26 protein-coding genes and 2 pseudogenes are annotated in these 23,346 nt (G+C 69.3%); 12 read left to right on the top strand and 16 right to left on the bottom strand.

All coding sequences use genetic code 11. The features are described 5' to 3' along the window. Positions 1–129: 129 nt before the first annotated feature. Both ACI2L3_RS12545 and ACI2L3_RS12540 read left to right on the top strand, forming a co-directional pair. A complete protein-coding gene (locus ACI2L3_RS12545; protein WP_404752310.1) occupies positions 130–258 on the top strand; it encodes a hypothetical protein in 129 nt (42 codons plus the stop codon). Positions 259–459: 201 nt separating this feature from the next. Continuing rightward, positions 460–1,074 (top strand): class I SAM-dependent methyltransferase, encoded by a 615-nt coding sequence (locus ACI2L3_RS12540; RefSeq protein ID WP_404752309.1) that lies wholly within the window; start codon positions 460–462, stop codon positions 1,072–1,074. A 157-nt stretch (positions 1,075–1,231) separates the two neighbouring features. Here ACI2L3_RS12540 and map read toward each other — a convergent pair whose 3' ends face one another. Beyond that, positions 1,232–2,008 (bottom strand): type I methionyl aminopeptidase, encoded by a 777-nt coding sequence (gene map, locus ACI2L3_RS12535; RefSeq protein WP_404752308.1) that lies wholly within the window; start codon positions 2,006–2,008, stop codon positions 1,232–1,234. A gap of 64 nt (positions 2,009–2,072) precedes the next feature. Here map and ACI2L3_RS12530 point away from each other — a divergent pair, with 64 nt between their 5' ends. Further along, entirely contained in the window at positions 2,073–2,378 is a 306-nt protein-coding gene (locus ACI2L3_RS12530; protein WP_404752307.1) for a helix-turn-helix domain-containing protein, read from the top strand. Between the two features lie 92 nt (positions 2,379–2,470). Here the strand turns inward: ACI2L3_RS12530 and ACI2L3_RS12525 are convergent, their stop codons facing one another. Genes ACI2L3_RS12525 through ACI2L3_RS12515 form a run of 3 tightly spaced genes read right to left on the bottom strand, consistent with a single transcriptional unit; the run spans position 2,471 to position 4,383 of the window. Further along, a complete protein-coding gene (locus tag ACI2L3_RS12525) occupies positions 2,471–3,247 on the bottom strand; it encodes an SDR family NAD(P)-dependent oxidoreductase (protein WP_404752306.1) in 777 nt (258 codons plus the stop codon). 60 nt (positions 3,248–3,307) lie between these two features. Then, entirely contained in the window at positions 3,308–4,066 is a 759-nt protein-coding gene (locus tag ACI2L3_RS12520) for an SDR family NAD(P)-dependent oxidoreductase (protein WP_404752305.1), read from the bottom strand. A gap of 59 nt (positions 4,067–4,125) precedes the next feature. Further along, positions 4,126–4,383 carry an Atu4866 domain-containing protein gene (locus ACI2L3_RS12515; protein WP_404752304.1) on the bottom strand — a complete coding sequence of 86 codons (258 nt, stop codon included), beginning with the start codon at positions 4,381–4,383 and terminating at the stop codon, positions 4,126–4,128. 139 nt (positions 4,384–4,522) lie between these two features. On the opposite strand from ACI2L3_RS12515, the gene ACI2L3_RS12510 reads away from it, so the two are divergent. Further along, positions 4,523–5,371, top strand: coding sequence for a helix-turn-helix transcriptional regulator (locus tag ACI2L3_RS12510; protein ID WP_404752303.1), 849 nt, complete (start codon positions 4,523–4,525; stop codon positions 5,369–5,371). On the opposite strand, the gene ACI2L3_RS12505 is transcribed toward ACI2L3_RS12510, so the two are convergent. The 6 genes from ACI2L3_RS12505 to ACI2L3_RS12480 all read right to left on the bottom strand — a co-directional run bounded on the left by ACI2L3_RS12505 (position 5,372) and on the right by ACI2L3_RS12480 (position 11,732). Beyond that, a complete protein-coding gene (locus ACI2L3_RS12505) occupies positions 5,372–5,905 on the bottom strand; it encodes an isoprenylcysteine carboxyl methyltransferase family protein (protein ID WP_404752302.1) in 534 nt (177 codons plus the stop codon). Positions 5,906–5,977: 72 nt separating this feature from the next. Then, a complete protein-coding gene (locus tag ACI2L3_RS12500) occupies positions 5,978–6,910 on the bottom strand; it encodes an acyl-ACP desaturase (protein WP_404752301.1) in 933 nt (310 codons plus the stop codon). A 57-nt stretch (positions 6,911–6,967) separates the two neighbouring features. Then, entirely contained in the window at positions 6,968–8,086 is a 1,119-nt protein-coding gene (locus ACI2L3_RS12495) for a type III polyketide synthase (protein WP_404752300.1), read from the bottom strand. Beyond that, the gene (locus ACI2L3_RS12490) at positions 8,086–10,200 is read right to left on the bottom strand and encodes an MMPL family transporter (RefSeq protein WP_404752299.1); all 2,115 of its coding nucleotides are present in this window, start codon (positions 10,198–10,200) and stop codon (positions 8,086–8,088) included. The genes ACI2L3_RS12495 and ACI2L3_RS12490 overlap by 1 nt, the downstream gene beginning before the upstream one ends. Positions 10,201–10,249: 49 nt before the next feature. Continuing rightward, the gene (locus tag ACI2L3_RS12485) at positions 10,250–11,473 is read right to left on the bottom strand and encodes a beta-ketoacyl-[acyl-carrier-protein] synthase family protein (protein ID WP_404752298.1); all 1,224 of its coding nucleotides are present in this window, start codon (positions 11,471–11,473) and stop codon (positions 10,250–10,252) included. After that, on the bottom strand, positions 11,463–11,732 hold the full coding sequence (locus ACI2L3_RS12480; RefSeq protein WP_404752297.1) for an acyl carrier protein: 270 nt from the start codon (positions 11,730–11,732) through the stop codon (positions 11,463–11,465). Before ACI2L3_RS12480 ends, ACI2L3_RS12485 begins: the two co-directional genes overlap by 11 nt. A 274-nt stretch (positions 11,733–12,006) precedes the next feature. Here ACI2L3_RS12480 and ACI2L3_RS12475 point away from each other — a divergent pair, with 274 nt between their 5' ends. Beyond that, entirely contained in the window at positions 12,007–12,567 is a 561-nt protein-coding gene (locus ACI2L3_RS12475; RefSeq protein WP_404752296.1) for a hypothetical protein, read from the top strand. A gap of 431 nt (positions 12,568–12,998) precedes the next feature. Here the strand turns inward: ACI2L3_RS12475 and ACI2L3_RS12470 are convergent, their stop codons facing one another. After that, a complete protein-coding gene (locus ACI2L3_RS12470; RefSeq protein ID WP_404752295.1) occupies positions 12,999–13,286 on the bottom strand; it encodes a hypothetical protein in 288 nt (95 codons plus the stop codon). Here ACI2L3_RS12470 and ACI2L3_RS12465 point away from each other — a divergent pair. Then, positions 13,281–14,093, top strand: coding sequence for a polysaccharide deacetylase family protein (locus ACI2L3_RS12465; protein WP_404752294.1), 813 nt, complete (start codon positions 13,281–13,283; stop codon positions 14,091–14,093). The two genes, ACI2L3_RS12470 and ACI2L3_RS12465, sit on opposite strands and share 6 nt — an antisense overlap. Here ACI2L3_RS12465 and ACI2L3_RS12460 read toward each other — a convergent pair. Continuing rightward, positions 14,083–14,628 carry a hypothetical protein gene (locus tag ACI2L3_RS12460; protein WP_404752293.1) on the bottom strand — a complete coding sequence of 182 codons (546 nt, stop codon included), beginning with the start codon at positions 14,626–14,628 and terminating at the stop codon, positions 14,083–14,085. The two genes, ACI2L3_RS12465 and ACI2L3_RS12460, sit on opposite strands and share 11 nt — an antisense overlap. A 6-nt stretch (positions 14,629–14,634) precedes the next feature. On the opposite strand from ACI2L3_RS12460, the gene ACI2L3_RS12455 reads away from it, so the two are divergent. Continuing rightward, positions 14,635–14,949 (top strand): hypothetical protein, encoded by a 315-nt coding sequence (locus ACI2L3_RS12455; RefSeq protein WP_404752292.1) that lies wholly within the window; start codon positions 14,635–14,637, stop codon positions 14,947–14,949. A gap of 88 nt (positions 14,950–15,037) precedes the next feature. On the opposite strand, the gene ACI2L3_RS12450 is transcribed toward ACI2L3_RS12455, so the two are convergent. Together ACI2L3_RS12450 and ACI2L3_RS12445 are read right to left on the bottom strand one after the other, a co-directional pair. Continuing rightward, positions 15,038–15,997 carry a threonine/serine dehydratase gene (locus tag ACI2L3_RS12450; protein WP_404752516.1) on the bottom strand — a complete coding sequence of 320 codons (960 nt, stop codon included), beginning with the start codon at positions 15,995–15,997 and terminating at the stop codon, positions 15,038–15,040. A 130-nt stretch (positions 15,998–16,127) separates the two neighbouring features. Further along, positions 16,128–16,307 (bottom strand): annotated as a pseudogene (locus ACI2L3_RS12445) (winged helix-turn-helix transcriptional regulator); the annotation flags it as partial. Positions 16,308–16,718: 411 nt separating this feature from the next. On the opposite strand from ACI2L3_RS12445, the pseudogene ACI2L3_RS12440 reads away from it, so the two are divergent. Beyond that, positions 16,719–17,382, top strand: a pseudogene (locus ACI2L3_RS12440) (transposase). A 28-nt stretch (positions 17,383–17,410) separates the two neighbouring features. Here ACI2L3_RS12440 and ACI2L3_RS12435 read toward each other — a convergent pair. Continuing rightward, the gene (locus ACI2L3_RS12435) at positions 17,411–17,659 is read right to left on the bottom strand and encodes a DUF6199 family natural product biosynthesis protein (protein WP_404752291.1); all 249 of its coding nucleotides are present in this window, start codon (positions 17,657–17,659) and stop codon (positions 17,411–17,413) included. 315 nt (positions 17,660–17,974) lie between these two features. Between ACI2L3_RS12435 and ACI2L3_RS12430 the strand changes: the two genes are divergently transcribed. The 3 genes from ACI2L3_RS12430 (at position 17,975) to ACI2L3_RS12420 (ending at position 20,129) form a co-directional block, all read left to right on the top strand. Beyond that, positions 17,975–18,574, top strand: coding sequence for a cysteine hydrolase family protein (locus ACI2L3_RS12430; protein ID WP_404752290.1), 600 nt, complete (start codon positions 17,975–17,977; stop codon positions 18,572–18,574). A 10-nt stretch (positions 18,575–18,584) separates the two neighbouring features. Beyond that, positions 18,585–19,493 carry a GlxA family transcriptional regulator gene (locus ACI2L3_RS12425; RefSeq protein WP_404752289.1) on the top strand — a complete coding sequence of 303 codons (909 nt, stop codon included), beginning with the start codon at positions 18,585–18,587 and terminating at the stop codon, positions 19,491–19,493. A gap of 81 nt (positions 19,494–19,574) precedes the next feature. After that, positions 19,575–20,129 (top strand): AAA family ATPase, encoded by a 555-nt coding sequence (locus tag ACI2L3_RS12420; protein WP_404752288.1) that lies wholly within the window; start codon positions 19,575–19,577, stop codon positions 20,127–20,129. A gap of 112 nt (positions 20,130–20,241) precedes the next feature. Here ACI2L3_RS12420 and ACI2L3_RS12415 read toward each other — a convergent pair whose 3' ends face one another. Then, the gene (locus tag ACI2L3_RS12415; RefSeq protein ID WP_404752287.1) at positions 20,242–21,585 is read right to left on the bottom strand and encodes a polysaccharide lyase family 1 protein; all 1,344 of its coding nucleotides are present in this window, start codon (positions 21,583–21,585) and stop codon (positions 20,242–20,244) included. 323 nt (positions 21,586–21,908) lie between these two features. Here ACI2L3_RS12415 and ACI2L3_RS12410 point away from each other — a divergent pair, with 323 nt between their 5' ends. Further along, positions 21,909–23,261, top strand: coding sequence for an ABC transporter substrate-binding protein (locus ACI2L3_RS12410; protein WP_404752286.1), 1,353 nt, complete (start codon positions 21,909–21,911; stop codon positions 23,259–23,261). Positions 23,262–23,346 lie beyond the last annotated feature (85 nt).

Below are 23,346 nucleotides of genomic sequence, written 5' to 3'. Positions count from 1 at the left end.
CGCGCGGCGTTGGCACGACTCGCAACGCGTGCGCACCCCACAACACCTGTTCGCCGAGCAGAGTGCGAGCAGAGTGAAAACACCCGGCAACAATGCCGACCTCACCAAGGGACTTCCAGAATGCCACGTTTGAGCCGCAAGAGCCCGACCCAGGAAGAGAGCAGCACACGCCCCGTCCTCGCCGTGGCCGCCGCAGCCGTGTCAGGAGCGGTGGGTGCCGTGCTGGCATGGCTGTTGGACACGATCCCCTGGCCGTGACGCCGGGTCGGCCGGGCCGGCGTCACCTGCGGGAGCGGGGGCGCAGCGGCAGACCCGCCGGTGGGTGCGGGCATGGCCGGAGGCCACCGCCGTCGACATGGCGGCCGCCGCCGTGCACGTAGAGGGGCGGACGTCCGTCGGGGCCCTGCTCGGTGCCCGGCCGTGAGCGAGCATTCGTGCTGTTCGCCTACGCTGTCGTTCATGAGCCGTTGGGAAGAGCTGACCGGTGGGACGTCCGGAGAGGACTACGCCGCCCGGTTTGCCGCCCTGGCCGGCAGCGGCAGGGATATGCACGGTGAGGCACGGCTGTGCGCCACGCTGGTGCCCGCCGGGGCGAGGGTGCTGGATGCCGGGTGCGGTACCGGCCGGGTCATGATCCGGTTGGCGGAGCTCGGGTATGACTGTGTCGGGGTCGACCTCGACGCTTCCATGCTGGCCGTGGCGCGCAAACAGGCGCCCCACCTGCCCTGGATCCAGGCCGATCTGGCCACGTTCGACCCGGCTGAACTTCATGGTGGCGCGGACTTCGACCTCGTGGTGGCCGCCGGCAACATCTTCCCGCTCCTTGCCGCGGGCACGGAGGCGGCGGTGGTCAGCCGCTTGGCCGGGAGCCTGCGCCCGGGCGGCCTCATGGCCGCCGGATTCGGCCTGGACGAAGCACACCTGCCGGTATCGCCCACCATCACCCTGCCGGAGTACGACGCCCACTGCGCCGCGGCCGGCCTCACCCTCGTCGACCGCTTCGCCACGTGGGACGCCCACCCCTACGAGGGCGGCGGCTATGCCGTCAGCGTCCATCAGGCGCATCGCGGCTGAAAGGAAACGGCCCGAGAACCGTCAGCGCACGAGCACGGGGCCTGCCACCTCCGCGGCAAGCTCCGTGCTGCCCGTGCTCTGCTCCCACCCGTGGTCCACCGACCCGTCGACGGATGGCAGTGCGCGGACGCGGAACTGTAGGCGCGGCCCCTGGCGGCTACGCCCGCGGGGGCAGGGTGAGGATTTCGGCTCCGTCGTCCGTGATGGCGATGGTGTGCTCGCTGTGTGCCGTCCGGCAGCCCGTCGCGCTGCGCAGCGTCCAGCCGTCGGCATCGGTGACGAGCGTGGCGGTGTCGGCCATGACCCAGGGCTCCAGGGCCAGGAGCAGTCCAGGGCGCAGCTTGTAGCCCCGACCGGGCCGTCCCGTGTTCGCGACATGGGGGTCCTGATGCATGGTCGAGCCGATGCCGTGACCGCCGAACTCGACGTTGATCGGATAGCCGGCTTCGCCGAGGACCGTACCGATGGCGTGGGAGAGGTCGCCGATGCGTGCCCCCGGCTTGGCGGCGGCGATGCCCGCGGCCAGCGCGCGTTCGGTCGTCTCGATCATCGCGACGCTCTCCGCAGGCCGGGCGTTGCCCACGAGGAAACTGATCGCGGCATCCGCGGCCACTCCGCGCAGGGAGACAGCCAGGTCGAGGGTCAGCAGATCGCCGTCGGCGAGCGTGTAGTTGTGGGGCCGGCCGTGGAGCACGGCGTCGTTGACGGCCGTGCAGATGTAGTGACCGAACGGGCCGCGGCCGAAGGACGGCGCATAGTCGACGTAGCAGGACTGCGCCCCCGCCTCAGTGATCATTTCCTTGGCCCACTGGTCGATCTCCAGAAGGTTCGTGCCGGCCGTGCTGCGCTGCTTCAGCGTGTGCAGGATGTAGCCGACCAGCGCTCCGGTGTCCTTCGCCCGCTCGAGCCGGGTGGAGTTCAGGATCTCAATCATGGGGGCCTCTCACGTGCTTCCAATAACTATACCGGTCTAACTATACCGGTATTAGAATGGGTGCATGGTCAGGTTGCCGCTCACTCCCGCCGAGGTCGAACGCGGACAGCGCCTGGGCGCCCTGCTCCGCCAGGCCCGGGGCTGCCGCTCGATGATCGACGTCGCGCTCACCGCGGGTATCTCGCCGGAGACCCTCCGCAAGATTGAATCCGGCCGCGTGGCCACCCCCGCCTTCCCGACCATCGCCGCGATCGCCGACACCCTCGGGCTGTCCCTCGACGCGGTCTGGTCCGAGATCAGCCAACCGGAGCGCGTCGGCGAGGACCGGGCGGTCGCACCCGCCGCCAGGCACGTGCTGTTCGCCTCGTAAATCCGCTACGTCGCCTCCCATACGGTCGCGGTGCCGAGGAGCAGCGCCTGCGGGCCGTGGTCGCCAAGTAAATACCGCCGACTGATGCATCGTTAGATCGCGGTGAAACCACCGTCAGCAGCGACCACGGCTCCCGTGACGAAACTGGAGCGGGGCGAGACGAGGAAGCACAGGACCTCGGCGATCTCCTCGGGCTGCGCCACACGTCCCAGTGGCTGCGCGGCGGCGAAGGACGTCAGGTAGGCGCGGCTGTCGGGGCGGATCGTGTCGAGGAAGTCCGTCTCGATGACGCCCGCGGCCACGAGGTTCGCGCGGATGCCCAGCGGGCCGCCCTCGACGGCGAGCACCTTGGTCAGTTGGGCCAGCGCGCCCTTCGACGCACTGTAGGCGACGCCTTCGGGCAGGGCGACGGTGGAGGCGTACGAGCCGGTGCTCACGATGGCGCCGCCGCCGCGGCTCTTCATGACCCGGAATGCCTCGCGGGCGCAGAAGAAGGAGCCGCGGGCGTTGACCGCCATCACGGTGTCCCAGTCCTCGGCCGTGGTTTCGGTGACGGGCTTGTTCTGGGTGCGCCCGGCGTTGTTCACGAGGATGTCCAGGCCGCCGAAGGCGTCCAGGGCCCTTGCCACCGCGCGGTGGGCGGTCTCCTCCTGGGTGATGTCACCGATGGTCGTGACGACGCCGGGGAATTCCTCCGCCAGGTGCGTGACGTCGGGGCGGAGGTCGAGGGCGACGACCCGGGCGCCGCGGGCGTGGAGGAGCGCCACGGTCTCTCGGCCCACTCCTCGCGCGGCTCCGGTGACGAGGGCGGTCTTCCCGGCGAACTCGGTGGATTCGGATGTTGCGGCGGATGCGGCTGCAGGTGTCATGGTGCGGTCCCTGGAGAAGGTGAGTGTGCGTGGACGTCATACGGTCCGGTTGCGGGTCGTTCAGTGCGCGGTGAGCCCACCGTCGACCACCAGCTCCGTGCCGGTGACGAACGAGGAGTCGTCGCAGGCCAGGAAAAGGATCGCGGGAGCGACCTCGTCGGCGCGGCCGGCCCGGCGCATGGGGGTGCGTCGGATGTCCGGCTGCTGGTCGCCCTGGTCGTCCAGGAGGTCCTGGATCATCGGTGTGGCGATCACCCCGGGATGCACCGAGTTGATCCGCACTCCCTGCCGGGCGTACTCGACCGCGGCGGTCTTGCTCAACAGGCGCACGGCGCCCTTGGACGCCTGGTAGGCCGCAGCCGCACCGCTTCCCACCAGGCCGAGTACTGACGACGTATTGATCACTGAGGCATTGCCGCTCGCACGCAGGAGCGGCATCGCCGCCTTCATGCCGAGCCATGTGCCTTTCTGGTTCACGTCGATGACGCGGTCCCACGCTTCTTCCCGCGTGTCCTCGATGCCCGGCCAGTCCACGATGCCGGCGAGGTTCACGAGCACGTCCAGCGTCCCGAACCGGTCGCGTACGACGGTGATCACTTCGTCCCACTCCCGTGCGGAGGAGACATCGAGGCGGGCAGCGACGACCTCGGCACCGCGTGCCGCGATCCGGTCGGACAGCTCCCGCAGGGGGCCTTCGGCGACATCGGTGATCACCAGCCGGGCGCCTTCCCTGGCGAAGAGCTCGGCGGTCGCTGCGCCGAGGCCGCCGGTCGCGCCGGTGATCAGCGCGACCTTGCCGTCAAGTCGTTTTCCTGTCATGGGTATTGGTCCCTAATTCTCGTTGCTGTTGACTGACTGTTACGTCGGGACTTCGACCGCTACTGCTCCCGGTAGAGCACGAGGTGCTCGTGATAGAGCACTCCGTCGCGGATGTCGCCCGTGGCGGTGAAGCCGGTGTCGTCGACGTAGTCAAGGTGGCTGCCGGCAACCGTGTAGCGGCCGGTGTACGCGCTGGCCCGCCCGCCGCGGGCTTCGTCGTAGCGGCCGTCCGGCAGCAGCTCCTGCCGGATGTGTCCATCCGCGGTCGCCCACACCCCGACCACGTCGACCTGCTCGCCCTCAACGGTTTCGTCCATGGCGGACCCCTCTCCTCGTACGATGCGGTTCTTCCCGCTCCACCGAGTCTGGGCAGGTCACCGGCCATCAACCAGGACGCGTGCTGCCTGGGCATGGCACACCCAGGCAGCACATCGAGCGCTCCCCTAGCCTGAACACATGGACGACAACCACCTGGGAGACTTCCTGCGCGCACGCCGGGCCGACCTGCGGCCGGAGGCCGTCGGCATGGTGAGTCACGGGCCCCGCAGAGTCGCCGGACTGCGCCGCGAGGAGGTCGCCGTCCTGGCCGGAGTCAACGCCGACTACTACACGCGCCTGGAACAAGGCCGCGAGCGCAACCCCTCAGCCCAGGTGATCGACGCACTCAGCCGCGCACTGCACCTCGACACGGAGGCCCGCGTGCACCTGTACCGGCTGGCCGGGGCCACGCCGAACGACCGGCCCTCCGCCCATGCCACCGAGCAGGTGAGCCCAGCGCTGCGACAGCTGATGGACGGCTACCCGAACACTCCGGCGTTCGTCATGAACCGGACCTTGGACCTCCTCGCCGTCAACGCCTTGGCCGATGCCCTCTACGCCCCGTTCGATCCGGCGGGCAACTTGGCCCGCATGACCTTCCTCGACCCCGCAGGCCGCACCTTCTACACGGACTGGGACCGGGCGGCACAGGCCACCGTCGCCAACCTCCGCGAGGCAACCGGCTTTGACCCGGACAACCCGCGGCTGCGCGAGCTCGTCCGCACCCTCACCGAGGACAGCGCGGACTTCGACCGTCTCTGGAACGCCCACACCGTGCGTGGCAAGACCCAGGACGCCAAGCACTTCCTGCACCCGGACGTCGGCCCTCTCACCCTCACCTACCAGGCTTTCGACGTACGCGACGCTCCCGGCCAGCAGCTCGTCATCTACCACGCCGAACCGGGCAGCCCCAGCGCCCAGTCCCTCAACCTGCTCGGTTCCATCCACGCCACCCGCCACCGGCCCGCCCCTCGGCCCCACTGCTGATCAACGCGGTGAGCAAGGAGACGCAGGCCATAGCACCGCGTTCTCCGTGCGGACGCGGACGGCGAGCCAAGGCGCGTTGGCGATGGTGAAGAGCACGGCAGTGATCCATGCGGTGTGGACGAGGGGCAGGGCGATGCCTTCGAACAGGACGATGAGGTAGTTGGGGTGCCGCATCCAGCGGTAGGGCCCGGTGGTGACCGGCGGCAGGCCGGGCACGACGATGACGCGGGTGTTCCATCGGGGGCCGAGCGCCCTCATGCACCAGGCGCGGCCTGCCTGCACGAGGACGAGGACGGCCAGCGCCGGCCAGCCGATCAAAGGGACGAAGGCACGGTCGGTGAGGGCCACCTCCGCAACCGTCCCGACGAGCAGACAGACATGAAGGGTGATCATGACGGGGTGGTGGCGTTGCCCGTACTCGACGCCGCCGCGGTCGATGGCCCATCGCGCGTTGCGACGGGCGGTTGTCAGTTCGACCAGGCGCACGACGGCCACCGCGGTCACGAGAACGTACAGACTTACGGGGATCGTCACCCGGTCATCACCCAACCCACTGACATGTCGAATCGTCCTTCCCACTCCCGGACGGCGGCGGATTCTTTCGTCTCAAGCGTTCGCGAGCCGGTTGAGGCGTTCGGCCAGGACGCGGAATCTGCCGGCACGGTCCGCTGATTCCTCCATGTGCGCGCCGATCTCCTCCTGGGCGCGCTGTCCGACCGGTGTGAGTCCGGTGGTGTCGAGGGCGCCGAGCATGCGGACGAAGGGAAGCGCGATGTCCTTGTAGTAGGTCTCCGGTGAGAGGATGCCCGACCTGGCCAGGGAGCTCACCAGACGGCCGAAGCCGGGCGCGGCGTGGCCGGGCGGACGGAATGTCTTGAGGACTTTCGCCACAGCTTGAAGCGTCCGGTCGGGGTGCATGCGCATACACGCCTGGAGGGTGGTCCGGTAGAAGAGCATGTGCCGGTTCTCGTCGTGGGCGATGCGCTGCATCAGAGCCCCGCACACCGGCTCGTCGCACAGCCGGCGGATTCCCTGGTAGCTGACGCGGGTGCCGAGTTCCTGGACGGTGACGTAGACCAAAGAGGCGATGAGGTCGCCGCGGTAGTCGATGTCGTAGCCGTGCTGCACATGCGCGGCGCGGGCGTCCTCCAGAAGCACCGGATCGGCACTGCGGGTCACCACGAGGTAGTCACGGATGGCGGTGCCGTGCCTGGCCTCCTCCACGGTCCATCGATTGACCCAGACACCCCAAGGGCCGTCCAGCGACAGCATTTCCCCGATCACCCGGTGGTAACTGGGCAGGTTTTCTTCGGTGAGCAGACTGTAGACGAGGCCGTCCCGGGCGGCCGCCTTCAGTTTCTGCTGGGAGGGGTCCCACGGCTCCCCTTCGAGGAGACCGTCGTAGTCACGGCCCTGGCTCCACGGGACGTACTGGTGCGGGTACCAGTCGACGGTAGTCCGGAAATGCGTGTCGAGGGCGTCGGTGACCACCGGTTCGAGGTCGATCAGGATGCGTACGTCTGCGGGGATGGCGGGCACGGCCCGTGACACCTTCCTTGTCATGCGGTCGGCAGGTTCCGGTGACGGCGGGCGGCCCTACCAGCGGAGGAGGACCAGTTCGATGGCGAACCCCGGCCCCATGGCGGCGACCAGGCCGGGTGTGTCGGCGGGAGGCGGTGTTTCCATGGCCGCGTGCAGGATGTCCAGCACGGAGACGGACGAGAGGTTGCCCCGCTCGGCCACGGAGCGCCGGGTGAGCGCCAAGGCGCTGGGCTGCACGTCAAGGGCCTGCTGTACAGCGGTGAAGACCTTCGGGCCGCCACCGTGGATGATCCAGCTCTCGATCTGGTGCGGCGCCAGTGCGTGCCGTGCGAGGAGCCCTCGGACGGCCGTGGGCAAGTGCTTCTCCGTGAGCGTCGGTACCTCGGGTGACAGCAGGATCCGGAAGCCGTGGGAGCCGATGTCCCAGCCGAGAACGTCCTCGGTGCCGGGGACCAGCAGGCTGTGGGTGTCCACCAGCTCGGGCCCGGCGGGGCTGCCGTCCCGCTGGGCTCCGAAGGCCACGACGGCGGCCGCACCGTCCCCGAAGAGGCTGCCGGCGACGATGTTCGCCACGGAGCCGTCCTTGCGCTGGTGCGACAGTGTGCACAGTTCCACGGCGAGCAGGACGGCCACTTGGCCGGGGTGGGCCCGCAGGTAGTCATGGAGCCGGGCCAGACCTGCGGCGCCTCCGGCACAGCCGTTGCCGAACAGCGGGATACGTTTGACGTCCGGCCGCAGCCCGACCCGGTGGGCGAGCCGAGCCTCCAGCGACGGCACGGCAAGACCGGTGACGGTGGTGCTGATCACCGCGTCGACCTCCTCGGGCCGGACGCCTGCGGTGCGCAGCGCGCCGGTCAGCGCCTGTTCCCCCAGCTCCATGGCGGTGTCGAGCCAGATGCGGTTCTGCTCGGTGAAGTCCTCCCGGTGGGCGAGATCGACGAGCTTCTCCAACGGCAGGGACAGCGAGCGGGTCTCCACACCCGAGCTGGCGCGGATCTTGCGGAGTACCAGAGCGCCCGTCTCGGACTCCAGCAGCGTCGTGCGGGCCAGGGCGGCCAGGATCTCTTCCTGCCGGTATTGATACGGCGGGAAGGCCGTCCGGATCGCCACCACCTGTGGGCCGGCGACCGCCGACTGCCGGGTGCGGTCATGTGTCGCCTGACGCATCGGCATCAGCTTCCGCCTTTCTTCACAGGTGTAGTGATCAGCAACGGGGACCTGATGCGGGCCGGAGCCCACCAGTTCGCCGGACCGAGGGCCGCCATCACGGCGGGCACCAGGACTCCCCGCACCAGGACGGCGTCCACCAGCGCGCCGAGTGCGACGCCGATGCCGATGAACTTGAGCAGGGCGACCTGGGAAGTGGCCATGGCCGCGGTGGAGATCGCCACGGCTGCCGCGGCGGACGTCATCAGCCGGCCGGTGCGGGCGACGCCCTCGATGATCGAGGTGCGGTTGTCTCCGCAGCGGTCGTACTCCTCCCGGATGCGGCCGAGCAGGAAGACCTCGTAGTCCACCGACAGGGCGAGCGTGATGAACAGGACGAACAGCAGGGTCGAAGCGTCCAGTGTTCCCGTCGCCGTGAAGTGGCCGAGTACCGCGCTGCCGTGGCCGTCCTGGAAGAGAACGACGAGCGCGCCGAGGCTCGCCCCGAGGCTGGCGGCGGCCACGATCAAAGCTTTCAGGGGGGCGACCAGGGTGCGGGTGAAGGCGCTGAGGAGGGCCAGGAGCCCCACAGCCAGCAGCAACAGGCACCACGGGAGGGCGCCGAGGACGGCGTCCGCCGTGTCGACGACCTCCGCGGCTCGCCCGCCTACCGCCGCGCTCCCGGGTGCGGGGGTTTGCCGTACCTTGCGCACCACGGTGTGCGCCTCCGGCGTGCCCGGAGCGGCGGACGTGGCCGCCAGCAGCACGAGGGCCTCGCCGGACGGAGCCGCACGCACCACGCGGATGCCGGTGATGCCCGGGACACGGGCGAGTCGGTCGCCGTACGCCGGTGCACCGTCCGTCGCCCGCGGCCCGGTGACGACCACGGAGAGGAGCCGCTCAGGTGGCGCGGTGAACTCGGCGCGCACACGCTCGGCCGCGGCGGCGGCCGGAGCCGACGGAGGCAGCGTGCGTTCGTCCACAATGCCGAGCCGGGCGTGGGTGAAGGGCAGGGCCAGCAGGGTCAGCAGCAGCACCGCCAGGCCGCCCGCCAGGAGGGGCCGTGCGGTGACCGTGGACGTCGTGCGATGCCAGAAGCGACTTACGTCCCCGGTATGGGCACGCCGCCACCGCGCCAGCGGGTCCCACGCCTGAGCCTTGGCGCCGAGCAGCCGCAGACAGGCGGGCAGCACGGTCAGGGCGACAACCGCCGCCAGCATGGTGACGATCATGCCCGCCAGGGACAGTGCCCGCAGCATCGGCACCGGCACCAGCAAGGCGCTGGCCAGGCATACGGTCACGGCGGCGGCGGAGAACGCGACCGAACGGCCGCTGGAGCGGCGGGCGGCCGCCAGCGCCGTGTGAAGGTCCGTGCCCCGCGAGGTCTCCTCCCGTACGCGGGCCAGCAGGAAGAGGCTGTAGTCGACGGCCAGGCCGAAACCGATCGTCGAGGCGGCGTTCACCGCCACCCGGGAAACGTCGGCCACCTGCGCCAGCAGGCCCAGGACCGGGATGGTGCAGCCGATGGCCAGCGCGGCCACCACCACGGGCAGCAGCGCGGACACCACGGACCCGTAGACGAAGACCAGGACGACGAAGAGGACCGGCGCGGCCAGCAGTTCGGCCCGGCTCAGATCGCGCTCGATGGCCTCGTCGATCTCCCGGTTGGCCCACACCTCGCCGCTGGGCTCCACCCGCATCCCCGGCACGGCCGAGCGGGCCGCCGCCACCACACCGGGCGCCACCTGTTTACGTTCCTTGTCCGTCCCCTTCAGCCGTACGGCGACCAGCTGGGTCCGTCCGTCCTTGGAGCGCAGCCATGTGTCACCGGTGGTCTGTGCCGACCACACGGCCTTGACGTCCCGTTGTCCGGCCAGTTTCTCCGTCACCGCCGTGGTGCCGTCCCGGACGCGGGCCCCGCGTGCATCGCCGGTGCGCCGGGAAACGGCCAGGAGCAGATCGGGCGAGGGCACGCCGAGCCGCTCCGCCTGCCGCCTCGCGCGCGTCGCCTCCGTGTCGGTCGCAACCGCGCCGCCCGTGCTCAGCGCCGAGAAGGCAACCGGGGCCAGCGCCCCCGCGCACACCGCCGCCAGCAGGGCACTCACCACCACAAGCCAGGCCCGGCGCCGCACCGCATCCATCCGTGTGCCTCCGTCTTGCATCCGACCCGGGCGCTTCGTCCGGCTCCCGTTAGGAAGCCGTGAACAGCAGAACGGCGTTCTGGCCGCCGAAGCCGAAGGAGCAACTGATCCCCGCCTCGCCGCGCGTGGGGCGGGGAAGCCCGGCGACGATGTCCAGCTTGTGGGCCCCGTCCTGCCCGTCGAAGTTCGCCACCGGCGGGACGGCCGCATGGCGCAGCGCGAGAACCGTGTACGCCGCCTGGATCGCCCCGGCCGCCCCCAGCGCGTGCCCGATCACGCCCTTGGACGCGGTGACCGGCGGCCCGTCGTCACCGAAGACGCGGACGAGGGCTTGTGCCTCGGCCGCGTCGTTCAGCGGGGTGGAGGTGCCGTGCGCGTTGACGTGGCCGACGTCCCCCGGTCCGCACCCGGCATCCGCGAGAGCGGTGCGGATGGCGCGGGCCGCGCCGTCGCCCCGCGGGTGCGGGGCGACGGGATGGTGGGCGTCGGCGCCGGCACCGTAACCCCGCAGCAGCGCCAGGACGGGAGCCCGGCGGGCCCGAGCCGCGCAGGCGCGTTCGAGGACGAGGATGCCGGCGCCCTCGCCCAGGACGAAGCCGTCGCGTTGCGCGTCGAACGGCCGGCTGGCCAGGGCCGGTTCAGCCCCGCGCCGGGACAGCGCGCGCATCCGCGTGAAGCACGTGGCCGTCATGCGCGAGCGAGCCGACTCGCTCCCGCCCGCCAGCACGACGTCACAGGTGCCCGACCGCAGCAGGTCCCGGGCCACTCCGATCGCGGTGGCGCCCGACGCGCAGGCACTGGCGGTGGTGAAGTTGGGGCCGCGCACGCCCAGGTCGATGGCGACCTCGCCCGCGGCCATGCTCGGGACGCTGCGCGGGAGCGCGAGTGGCGAGACCCGCTCCGGCCGCCCGGCGCCGAGGTGAGCGAACTCAGTGACGTACGTACTCAAACTGTTCGATCCCACACCCAGTACGACACCGACCCGCTCCGCTTCCCAGGTACGACGATCGAGGCCCGCGTCCGCGACGGCCCGCCGGGCGGCGACGAGGGCGAACTGGATGAAGCGGTCTGCGCGCCGCGCCGACGCCCGGCCGAGTTCCGTCTCGGCGTCGAAGTCCGTCACCCGGCAGGAGAAGTCGACCGGCAGCCCTGACAGGTCGGGATCCGTCGCGGCCAGCGAGCGTCCCCGGCACAGGGCCGTCCAGTTCGCCTCCGCCGTGTGCCCGGCCGGAGTCACGAGGCCCAGCCCGGTGACCGCGATCTCAGCGTGCATGCTCGAACGCCCGAGCCGCCTCGCCCAGGGTCGAGGACGGGCGCAGGTCCAGAGTGTTCTCGGGCAGGACGATCCCGTACTCCTCCTCCGCCGCCACCACCAGCTCCATCAGCGACAGCGAGTCCAGACCGAGACTCTCGAACGTCGTCCTGCCGGAGAACTCACCGGCATCCGCCTTGACATTGAGGTGGCCGGTCAGCAGGGCCACCAACTCCTCGGGAAGGGCCGACTCCATCGCGTCTTCCGCCGCCTGCGTCATGCCTGGGTCTCCTGTTTCCTCGCTGCGAGAGGCCCTGCGGCGCTGCCCGCGTTCATCCGTCCAAAGGCCACGCACGCGGGAACCTCGCGTCTCGAGCCACTCCACGTGCCGACCGAGCCGGTCCTGCGCCTGCCGCCCGGCCGCCCGGCCGCACCCAGCTTCAACTGCGCGCCGCCGTGTAAACACCAACGAGGGGCGTGGGGAACGATCTGTCACTCGTTAGGACCCGTAAAGCCGTGCCAGCCATACCCGCCCGTCCCGACCCGCCCGCGAGGTGCGAGTTGACGGCGCGGGCCAACTCGTCGAAGTCCTCGCTGCCAACGGTGGGCACGCCCAGGCGTCGAAGCAGCTCGTACCGCTGAGTCAGCTCCGGTGCCTGCTGAGCCTGCGGGCCGGTGACGGGTGTGACGGGAAGGAGATGACCGGCGGGCACGGCAACAACGGTGTGGTGCTGGAGCTGGCCCGTACCGCCGCCGTCGAAGGCAACCGCATCGTCGCGCCGGCCGGGCACATGAGCCTGGCTGTCGCCGGGACCGCCGTCATCACCGGACGTACCGGCTCGGCGAGCCTGGGCCCGCTGGTCATGAACATCAACCAGCTCCACGAGGAGAGCCTCTACGTCCGCGACCACGGCCGCCTCCTCGCCGACCACGGCCGCCTCCTCGCCGAGGCCGGCCGGCGGACGCTGCCCGCCGGCGGGGCGTCCTCTCGGGCATGCTGCTGCCCGCCTCCGGCACGCTGCGCTGGGGCGAGGCGGACCTCACCGGCCTCGACCGCACCCAGGTCTTCCAGCGCGTCTCCCTGCTCACCCAGGACTTCCAGCGCTGGCCCGTGACCGCCGCGATGAACATCCGCCTGGGCCGCCCCGACCACCCCGCAACAGAACAGGACCTCACACCCTCGGCCGACTACGCCGCCGCCGGCCCCGTCATCGCCAAACTCCCCGACGGCCTGCGCACGCTGCTGGCCCGCATGTTCCGCGGCGCCATCGAACTAATTCGACCCAGCCACGCTCGACCGGCTTGCGCTCCCAGCCCGCTACGGGCTCGAAGGCGGGGCCGAGGTCGGCGAGGCAGCACGGGGGACGTAGACGTCTCCTTCGGTCGTGGTGCTGTCGGTCGTGGGCACATCCGTCGGGGCGGCGGGGTCGACATCGCCGAGGACGCGAGTGTGGCGCTCGACGCGAAGACGACTTGGGTAGGTAAGGGGTTCTTCAGCGAGGGACGTCAGACGGGGCAAAAGGAAAGAGGGGGTAGCGCGCGCGGATTACGCGGCGGGTGCGGACGACTGGGGTTCGACGGAGAGGGTCAGGTGGCCCAGCGCCTCGTCGGCTCGCGCCCGGGCGATCTCGGCCGTGGAGCCGGTGGTGATCAGGAAACCGGCGCGGGCGCTGAACATGTCGCCGTCCGGGATGAGGATGACGCGCGCTCCGACCGTGCACTGGAATGTGACCTGTTCCAGCCACGGCGTCTGGGCGGCGAAGTCGTCTTGTCCGATCCGACCCGGTGAGCACTCAAGGGCGCGACGTGGTTGGCCGATGGCTGGGGCATGCACTCACTTTCTGCGATCAGGGATCGCCGCCCTCTCGCCCGACGCCTGCTCGGGACGGTTGCCGGACTGTCCGCCGTCCTGCTGTGGGCCCTCGCGCAGAGTCCAGTGGCCCCGCCTGCCAAGGCCGTCACGCCGCACTTGGCGGCGACCGCGGACAGCAAGGGGCTACGAGCGTTGTTCGGATCGGAGAACCGGGTGATCCGTACGCGCGAGCGAGTGATCGCCGTAACCTTCAACGCGGCCTGGAACGACGCCGGCCTGGACAGCATCCTCAGGAACCTCGCCCGCCGTCGCGCACCCGCCACGTTCTTCCTGACGGGCGACTTCGCCGACCGCCACCCCGCGGTGGTGAGGAAGATCGCGGCAGCCGGCCACGGGCTGGGCAACCACTCCTACAGCCACCCCTACTTCAAGGACCTGGACGAGGCGGGACGACAGCGTGAAGTGGTGGCGGCGGATGCGGCCCTTCGCACGGCCGGGGCGGGCCACGCGGTGACGCCGTTCTTCCGGTTCCCGTACGGCGAGACCAGTCCCGCTCACATCAGGGAAGTCAACGCTCTCGGGTTCGCGGACATCGAGTTCACCACCGACACCAACGGATGGAAGGGGACCGAAGGCGGCATGACGGTGGACCGCGCAGTGCGCAGGGCACTGGACGCCCTGCGTCCGGGAGCGATCCTGCAGATGCACGTCGGCGCGTCGCAGGGCCGCACCGAGGTCATCGACACCAAGGCCCTGCCCCATATCCTCGACGCGATCACCGCCCGCGGCTACCGCGTCGTCGACCTGCGCACTCTGCTCACGCCCTGAACCACTCGCCGCTCCGGGGACGGTCCAGCCGCTCCGCCGGGTAGAAGATGTCGATGTCGACCTCCTCGCCGTCCACGATCCGGGTGTCCCACGCACCGCTGCGGACCAAGGTGTACAGGGTCTGACTGTGCAGCGTGTCCAGGTGCTTCAGCAGCGTCGCGTCGTCCGGCATGCCGGGGACTCGGGGCGCCAAGCGGTCGCGGATCGCCCGGAGTTGCCGCATGAGCGCTTCGAGGTCAGCGTCCCGGTCCAGGGCACGCCCCTGCTCCAGGGACTCCGAAAGGCTCTCCTGGATCTTGTCCTTGATGGCTCGCGTCACCCCGTGCTCATCCGTAGTGATCATGGAGTTCCAAGCGCGGCTCTTGTGCCGGTACTGGAGCATCGACATGGCCGCCTCGTGGCGGACGAAGTCCGCGTCGCGGAACGGGCGCCCCCGCCAGAAGTGGATGGCGTTGGCGGCGTCCCCGAGCAGGAACCCGTACGTACCGGGGCCGGTGGATGTCCTCGGATACAGCCGTGCGGTGAACCGTTCCACGAGCAGGTGGCCGCCTGGCTGTTCCCCACGGGCGTGACCTGCCACGTGCTTCTCGCCGCCGCCCTGCGCAACCCCACCGTCCGCCTGCGCTACCCGGCCGCGTGCGAAGCCCTCGCCACCGACGCTCCCCACCTGCAGGAGTCCCTCGCCCCGCCGTTCCGGGCGGCCTTCGCCGACCTCCGCATCAGCTCCACCGACGACCTCCTCCGCCGGGCCGGAGAAGTAACCCGCTTCCTGCCCCGGCTCTGGCAGACCACAGAGGACGTCCTGACCAGAACCCTGAGATCACCGCATAGCGAATGCGGAACACACCTTCAATGAGAGCCCTGACAGCAAACATCTGACCGTCTTGGCACGGCCCAGCGCAGACGGGACAGCGGGCACGGTGGCACAGCACGGTGGGGCACGGTCAGCGCAGGCCGAAACGCTCGGCCCAGGCAGTCACATCGGCAGTCGTCGAATTGCCACCGCAGACCACCAGGCCGAGCCTGGCGCCTTCCCCGACGCGCTCCAGCACCTGGCGTGCCGCGGGCAGCAGACATCCGGCGGCCGGCTCGGCCCAGACCTTCGCGTGTTCGGCCAGGTCGAGAGTGCCCTGCACGGCCTCGGCGTCGGTCACCGTGAGGACATCGGTGACCAGCGCCGAGACGTGTTCGTAGGTGAGTTGTGAGGCGCTGGGGGCACTCAATGTTGAGACGATGGACGAGAGTTCGGCCCGCACCGGTCCGCCGAAGGACAGCGCCGCCGACATCGCTCCCGCGCCTTCGGTCTCCACGCCCCAGATCCGTACGCCGGGACGGCGCGCGTGCAGCGCGGCGGCGACCCCGGAGATCAACCCACCGCCGCCGATGCTGACGAGCACATCGGTGAGGTCCCCGGCATCCTCCGCGAACTCCAGGCCGACCGTCCCCTGGGCGGCGATGACGACGGGGTCGTCGAAGGGATGGACCAGGGTGAGCCCCCTGGCCCGGAGCTCGTCCACGAGGGCGAACGCGCCGTCCATGGTGTCGGCGACGGTCACGCTCGCTCCGGCGGCCTCGGCGATGTCCACGGCGCGGCTGGGGGCGGACCGTGGCATGACGACGGTCGCCTTGATGTCCAACGCACCGGCCATGACCGCGACCGCAATGGCGTGGTTGCCCCCGCTCACGGCTACGACGCCAGCGGCCCGTTCGGCCTCGGTGAGTGTGAGGAGCTTCGCCGCCGCACCGCGTGCCTTGAAGGAGCCGGTGCGCTGCAGAAGTTCCAGCTTCGCGGTGACCTGCGCGCCCAGGAGCGCGGACAGACCGGGGCTCGGCACCGTCGGGGTCCGTATGACGTGCCCGGTGATCCGCTCGGCTGCGGCTTCCACGTCCGCGACAGTGATCAGCACATTCGCCTCCGTCAGATGATTCGAGCCGCAGGGATGTCGGGTTCCGTATCTTCCGCATCTTCCACGGCAGAGGGGCGGCGACCGCGTGGGCGCCGCCCACACGGCGATCAACCGCGCGGCAGTTCGATCATCCTACGCCGACCGTGCTCTGGCTGACACGGGCGGCGAGGCCCCGCTGCGCCCGGTCGGCGTCGAGCGCATCGAGCAGTGCGTCGCCATTCGCCCTCGCCCACTCGGTGAGCACGTGGATCGGATCAATCAGTGTCGCCCCGAGTTCGGTGAGCTCGTACTCGACGCGGGGCGGGGCCCGAGTCATGCGAGTCGTGCGCGTATCGCCCAGGAGACGCTGGGCGGTCCCGAGGTGCTCACCATCGTGGAGGCGCGCGTGCGCGCCGGCGAGTGGCCGGCATGCGCTTCTGGACAGCGGCGGGCGGGACGACGTCACCAACATCGTCCCGGCATACCGGAGTTGCAACAGCAGTAAAGGGAATCGGACTGTCTTGCAGTGGAAACGAGATATTCATGCCCGTCCGAACGGCACCGGGACGATGGGCTGGACGTTCGGGGGTCCCGCCTACCACGACCCGGACAGGGTCATCGACCTGCCTGCTGACAGCGTCACGGAGCTTGTCGCGAAAGTTCAGCGTGAGGTGGCGGAGAACATCGAGGCGCACGCGTTGAGGGAGGCCTTAACTGGCTCTAACAAAAGCCGTTGATCATGTGGCTGTCGGTCTGCCGGATCGTTGGTGTGGCCGTGAGGAAGAGACAGTCGCGGCCGTGGATCATCTCAGGTGAACTTTGGCCGCTCATCGAGACGTTGCTGCCCAAGCCGGGGCCGAAACGGGTCGAGGGCCGGCCGCGGGTGCCGAACCGGCAGGCGTTGTGCGGCATCCTGTTCGTCCTGCACACCGGCATCCAGTGGGAATACCTCCCCCGGAGCTGGGCTTCGGTTCGGGCATGACGTGCTGGCGGCGCCTGGCCGCCTGGAACGAGGCCGGCGTCTGGAACCAACTACACGCGCTGCTACTGAAGAAGCCGCGGTCGAAGAACCAGTTGGACTGGTCGAGGGCGGAGCTGTCTGCAGGCCGCCTCGACGACCCGACATGCTGTTCGCGGACCGCGGCTACGACCACGGCAAGTACCGCCAGCTCCTGCGCGAGCGAGGCATCCGCCCGGCGTTCGCCGAACGAGGACAGCCACACGGCTCCGGCCTGGGCACCTTCCACCGGGTCGTCGAACGCACCATCTCCTGGCTGCATGGCTTCCGCCGCCTGCGCATCCGCCGGGAACGACGCGACGACCTCCACGAAGCCTTCCTCGCACTCGCCGTCGTCTGCCTGATCACCCACCGCCATGTCCAACGCCTTTGCCAGGACCTCTAAGGGCGTGACAGAAGCTCTTACAGGGCGATTAACGGAGGACGAAAACCAGCATCGTCAGCCCGGCCGCCAAGACCAGACCACCTACAACACGCATCATCACATAGCCAGCAGGAGAAGGCACGGTGGCATTGTAATCTTTGACGAAGGGCGCCTGGAGGGGCCGGTTAATCCTCCACAGCAGTTGTGGCTTAATAACCTGAACCAGTCCAACAGCTATGAACAGGCATAAGAATATAACACTCAGGGCATCCATGAACGATCTCCAGTTCTGGCTCACCTTGCCGTCTCCAGCCCCGGCCGCATAAACCGTATGCCCGTGAACGGTCCTGTTAAATATCAGCTCCAATAAGCGTCTGGATCATGTGTGTGCAGCAGCAGTCGGAGCGAGCACCGCGAAGCCATTTCGCAGCAGCCGCTGAGCTGGTTCGGTGTTCGCCTACGACAGGATGGTCGTCCTCGAACTCGACCAGACCGACCAGGTGCCCGTACACCTGCCCGCCCCCCTCCCCGCCCCTCCCCGCTGACCGGATCGGTCCGCTTCAGGACTCGATGCGGCCTGTTGCCGCCCCGTCCGGCGGCTCAGGCTAGGGGCATGACCCGAGCACTGATCGTCATCGATGTCCAGGAGTCCTTCCGCGCCCGTCCACTCTGGGCGACCACCTCCAACCTGAAGATCACTGACCAGGTGAACCGACTGGTCCGGCTCTCCCGTCAGGCCGGGGACCTGGTGGTGTGGGTGCTGCACTCCGAGCCCGGCACCAGCGACGTCTTCGACCCGGCCCTCGGCCACGTACGGCTGATGGAGGAGTTGGAAAGGGCGGAAGGGGAGCCACTGATCCACAAGACCTCGCACAACGCCTTCACCACCACCAACCTGCAGCAACTCCTCACGGAGCGCGGCATCCGCGACCTCACCGTGTGCGGCATCCGCACCGAGCAGTGCGTGGAGACGACCACCCGCGTCGCCAGCGACCTCGGCTACCGGGTCACCGTCGCCATCGACGCGACCGCGACCAATCCCATCCCGCACCGCGCCGCTCCCGCCGACCAGAGCGTCGCCGAGTTGCTGGCCGACCCTCGCACGCTGCCCGCCCAAGAGGTCATCAGACGTACCGAGTACGCCCTCGCCGGACGGTTCGCCACCATCACGACGGTCGACCGGCTGGAGGCCGTGGCAGGAATTCCGGCATGATGACCGGATCGTGAGTCACGTCGTCTTCTTCCTGCTGCCCGGAGTCCACCTCTTGGACCTGGCCGGCCCCGCGCAGGTCTTCTCCACGGCCGCCGACTTCGGGCATCCCTATACGCTCTCGTACGTCGCCGAGCAGCCACAGGTCTCCACGGCCCAGGGGCTGCCGCTGGTGGCCGAGCTCGACTGGCCCGAGCTCGGGCCCGAGGATCTCATCGTGGTGCCCGGCTGGCGGGCAGCCGCCCTGGCCGACGCCCCAGCCATCGGCGCCGCCCCGCTGCAGGTCTTCCGGGACCACCACGCCACAGGCGGGACCGTGGCCAGCGTCTGCAGCGGAGCCGAGGCACTCGGCCAGGCCGGCCTGCTCAACGGCCGCCACTGCACCACCCATCACGACGTGCAGGACGAGCTGGCCCTGCGCCACCCAGGGGCGCTGGTCGTCCGCGACGTCCTGTTCACCGCCGATGACCGGGTGATCACCTCGGCGGGCATCGCCAGCGGCATCGACCTGGCCCTGCACCTGGTCGCGACCCGGCACGGCCCGGCCGTCGCCGCGCAGGTGGCCCGCGACATGGTCGTCTACGCTCGCCGCAACGGCCATGAGCCGCAGTCCAGCGCGATGCTCCGGAACCGGTCCCATCTCGACGACACCGTGCACCGCGCCCAGGACCTCATCGACGCCCGCTTCGACCAGTCGCTCCCGCTCCCCGCCCTGGCATCGGCCGTCGGCGTGAGCGAACGCACTCTCACCCGCCTCTTCAGCCGCGCCACCGGACTGACCCCGCTCCGCTACCAGCAGACTCTCCGCCTCGAACGCGCCCAACACCTGATCAGCCACGGCGCGACGATCGACGTCGCCGCCCGCTCAGTCGGTTTCGAAGACCCGCGCATGCTGCGCCGACTTCGCGCCCGCACGGCTTGACGTCGGCGGCAACAGGTGGTCGAACGCCTATGAACCGATACTGGATCGCGTGAGGTGGTCGCCCGCTGGCACGCTGCCCTCATGGATCACGCGGAAGTAGTGCTCATTGGAGGACGGGCCGGTGTCGGCAAGACGACGGTGGGATGGGAGGTTTCGGCTCTACTACGTTCCGAGGCGGTCGCTCACGCGATCATCGATGGGGACTTCATGGGGCAGGTTCATCCGGCTCCCGAGGGAGACCCTCACCGCGCGGAGATCACCGAGAGCAATCTGACCGCCGTGTGGGCGAACTTCGCCCGGCGCGGCTACCGACGCCTGATCTATACGAACACCATGAGTGTGCTGCCGGAGACGGCAGGCATGTTCGAGCGTGCCATGGGGGCCGGAGTGGGGATGACACGAGTCCTGCTCACCGCCTCCGATGCCACCGCCCGCGAACGGCTGGTCGGACGAGAACTCGGCTCAGAGCTGGAACAAGAACTGGAAGCGAGTGTCCGCAAGGCACGGCTCCTGGACCAGCGGGCCCCCGCGGAGACCGTGCGAGTGGCGACGGACGGACGGCTCGTCGTCGACATCGCGCGGGAGGTGGTTGCCGCCACCGGTTGGGCCGGGCCCCACCTCGCTCACAGATCATGACCGCGGCGCGGCATGGGTACGCGAGGGCCGGGGTTCATGGTTTCCCGACCCTCGCGTGCCTCGCGTGCCTCAGGTGCCTCGGGTGCCTCGCGTGCCTCGGGTGTCTCGGGTGTTACTTGAGCACGCCCGCCCCCGTCGTCGTCGCCAGCGACGCCGGCAGGTTGCTCGCCGAGGCCTCCAGTCCCGTCGTGAGGGTCGGGGTCCAGTTGACCGTGGTCTTCAGGTCCTTGGACGAGGCGGCGTTGTAGGCGGCGACGAGGTCGGTCACCGTGCCGTTGACGAGGTTGCCGGAGCCCTTGACTGAACCGGTGCCGTCGCCGCTGAGGAGCTTGGCGGCCTTCGCGCCGGACGGCAGCTTCCAGTAGTTGTTCTCCGCGACGACCTGGGCCTTGGCACGGGAGTTGATGCTGTACTGCGGCGTGTACCCGTTGAGGGGCGTGACGTCGTAGTAGTTGTTGTAGATGTGGATCTGGCCTATGCGGGCCAGCGGGGCGCGCTGCATGATGCCCTTCCACACGTTGTGGTGGATGGAGACGCGCAGCTTGCCGCCGCTGTCGGTGTCGCTGCTGCCGATCAGCATCGTCTTGTCGTGGTTGGTGAACTGGTTGCGTGAGACGGTCACCAGGTCGGATCCCTTGGTGATGTCGAGGGCGCCGTCGTGGATCTGGTACTCGCGGCCGAAGTACTTCGGGTTGGCGCCGTCGTAGTGCGGCGCGTCGGTGAACGTGTTGTGGTCCGCCCACACGTGGGTCGCGCCGCGCAGGGACACCGAGTCGTAGTTGGAGTTCCAGTTGCCGTCGTCGCCGTCGGTCGGGTCCCACTGCGGGAAGCAGTCCTCGGTGGCGGCGAAGGTCAGATTGCGGACGATGATGTTGTCCACGTTCTGAATCTGGAGCATGGCCCCGGTGATGCCCGCGTTCGTGCCGGGGGCTCCCACGATGGTCGTGTTGGCGGGGACCTTGAAGACGATGTTCTTGCCCTGCTTGGCCTGGGCGGCGGCTCGCGCCTTCTCCTGGGCGCCGGAGGGCAGCTTGGAGCGGCCGTAGACGGCCGGGTCGTAGGCCTTGAGGTAGGCCGGCAGCGAGTAGCCGGTACCGGCGGCGTAGTCGGCGCAGGTCAGCTTCTTTCCGCTGTCATCGGTGTTGGCGTCGATCATGCCGTTGATCTTGATGATGCGGGGCGTGGTGTCCGAGACCGAGCCCAGCGCCTTCACGAGCTGCGCACGGGTGGAGACGGTGAAGGTGTGGGCGGCGTCGGCCTTCGCGCCACCGGTGGTCCCCGTGCCGGAGGACGCCCAGCCGTCCTTGGCGGTGAGCGTCTGGTGATACAGGTCGACGGTCCCGGCGTTGGCGTTCATCACGACGACACCGGTGCCGACGCCTGCGGCCACGACGGCCGCGCAGATGACGGCGGCACGACGGGAGCGGAGGGACCGGCGGTGGGAACGAGCAGCCACGAGGCTTCCTTACAGGGGAGGAACGGGGGTTACGTCCCATCAGTGGCCGCCGGCCCGTGAAAGGTTGCCGCGTACGGGGAACCTTTTCCTCCACTCCCCCGCCCACACCACGCCGCATGGGCTGAACCACGGATCAACGGTCCCCTCCCGCCTCACGGGCCGAAGTTGAACTCACGAGTTTTGTCAGATGCGTTGACGTTCTACCTACCTGCTCCTAGCTTCAACTCGCCACGTTTCATATGTCATATATGAGACGCGGTATGCCGTACACGAACGCGCATCCGCCCTGGGCAGGGGCTGTTCAGAGGAGAAGAGGACCTATCATGCGTTCCCGCACCCGCAAGGGCACCCGCCGATCCGCTCCGACAGTCATCACCCTGACCACCCTCTTCGGCCTCACCGTCACCGCGTGCGGTGACAACGGCTCCGCCATCGCGGGTGGGGAGGGCGGCGAGGGCTCCGGCAAGGGGACCATCACCTTCTGGGACAACAACACGGCCGTCCGCCGCGACATCTGGCTGGAGATCATCAGGGACTTCGAGAAGAAGTACCCCGACATCAAGGTCCAGTACGTCGGTGTTCCCGCCGAGAACGCCCAGTCGAAGTACGACACAGCCATCCAGGGCGGCGGCCTGCCCGACGTCGGCGGCGTCGGCGCCGCCATGCTCGCCGGGATCGCCGCGCAGGACGCCCTGGAGCCGCTGCGGGACCGGCTGGCCGAGAGCCCGCTGGAGGGCGAGCTCAGCGAGAGCATGCTCAAGTCGACGGCCTCGGCGGGCGGCACCTCTCAGCTGTTCATGGTCCCGACGTCCGCGAACAACGGGGTCATGTACTACCGCACCGACCTCTTCAAGGCCGCCGGCCTGGACGCGCCGACCACCTGGAAAAAGTTCTACGAGGCGGCGGACCGCCTCACCGCCAAGGACAAGAACCGGTTCGGCTACACCATTCGCGGCGGCGTGGGGTCCATCGCCCAGGCCCTGGACGCGATGTACGGGCAGAGCGGCATCAAGTCCTTCTGGAACGCCGACGAGACGAAGACCACCGTCAACGACCCGAGGAACGTCGCCGCTCTCGAGAAGTACACGGCCCTCTACAAGAAGGCGACGCCGGCCGCCGACCTCAACAACAACTTCACGCAGATGGTCGCCCAGTGGGACGGCGGCCAGATCGGCATGCTCAGCCACAACCTGGGCTCCTACCAGGACCATGTGAAGGCCCTCGGCACCGGAAAGTTCCGCGGCCTCCCGAATCCGAAGGGCGCGGGTGGCAAGCGCGTCCAGGTGTCCAACCCGATCGACGGACTGGCGATCTTCAAGACCAGCACCAAGAAGAAGGCCGCCTGGAAGTTCATCGAGTACGCCTCCTCCCACAAGGCGAGCTCCAAGTTCAACGAGTCCGCGGGCCTGATCCCGGCCAACAGCGCGGCGGCCAAGGACGCCTGGGTCGACAAGTCCGAGCCGACACGCCTGGCCGCCGAGGCGCTCAACTCCCCCGCCACCACCATCGTTCAACTGCCGTACTACCTGCCGGACTGGAACACGATCTCCAAGGCCGACAACGAACCCGCCTTCCAGAAGGTCATGCTCGGAAAGACCAGCGCGAAGGACTTCCTGGACGACCTCGCCGACCAGCTCAACACCGCGCAGGCCGACTGGAAGCAACGGAACGGCTGACGGACGACGTACCACTGGCTGCGCGACGTCCAACACGTGAGACGCCACGTATGAAATGGAACACACAGAATCCCACGAACTTCAT

The organism is Streptomyces sp. NPDC029674 (assembly GCF_044903205.1).
Lineage (GTDB): Bacteria > Actinomycetota > Actinomycetes > Streptomycetales > Streptomycetaceae > Streptomyces.
Note: the sequence above shows the minus strand (reverse complement) of the source record. Positions and strands in the feature narration are given on the sequence as shown.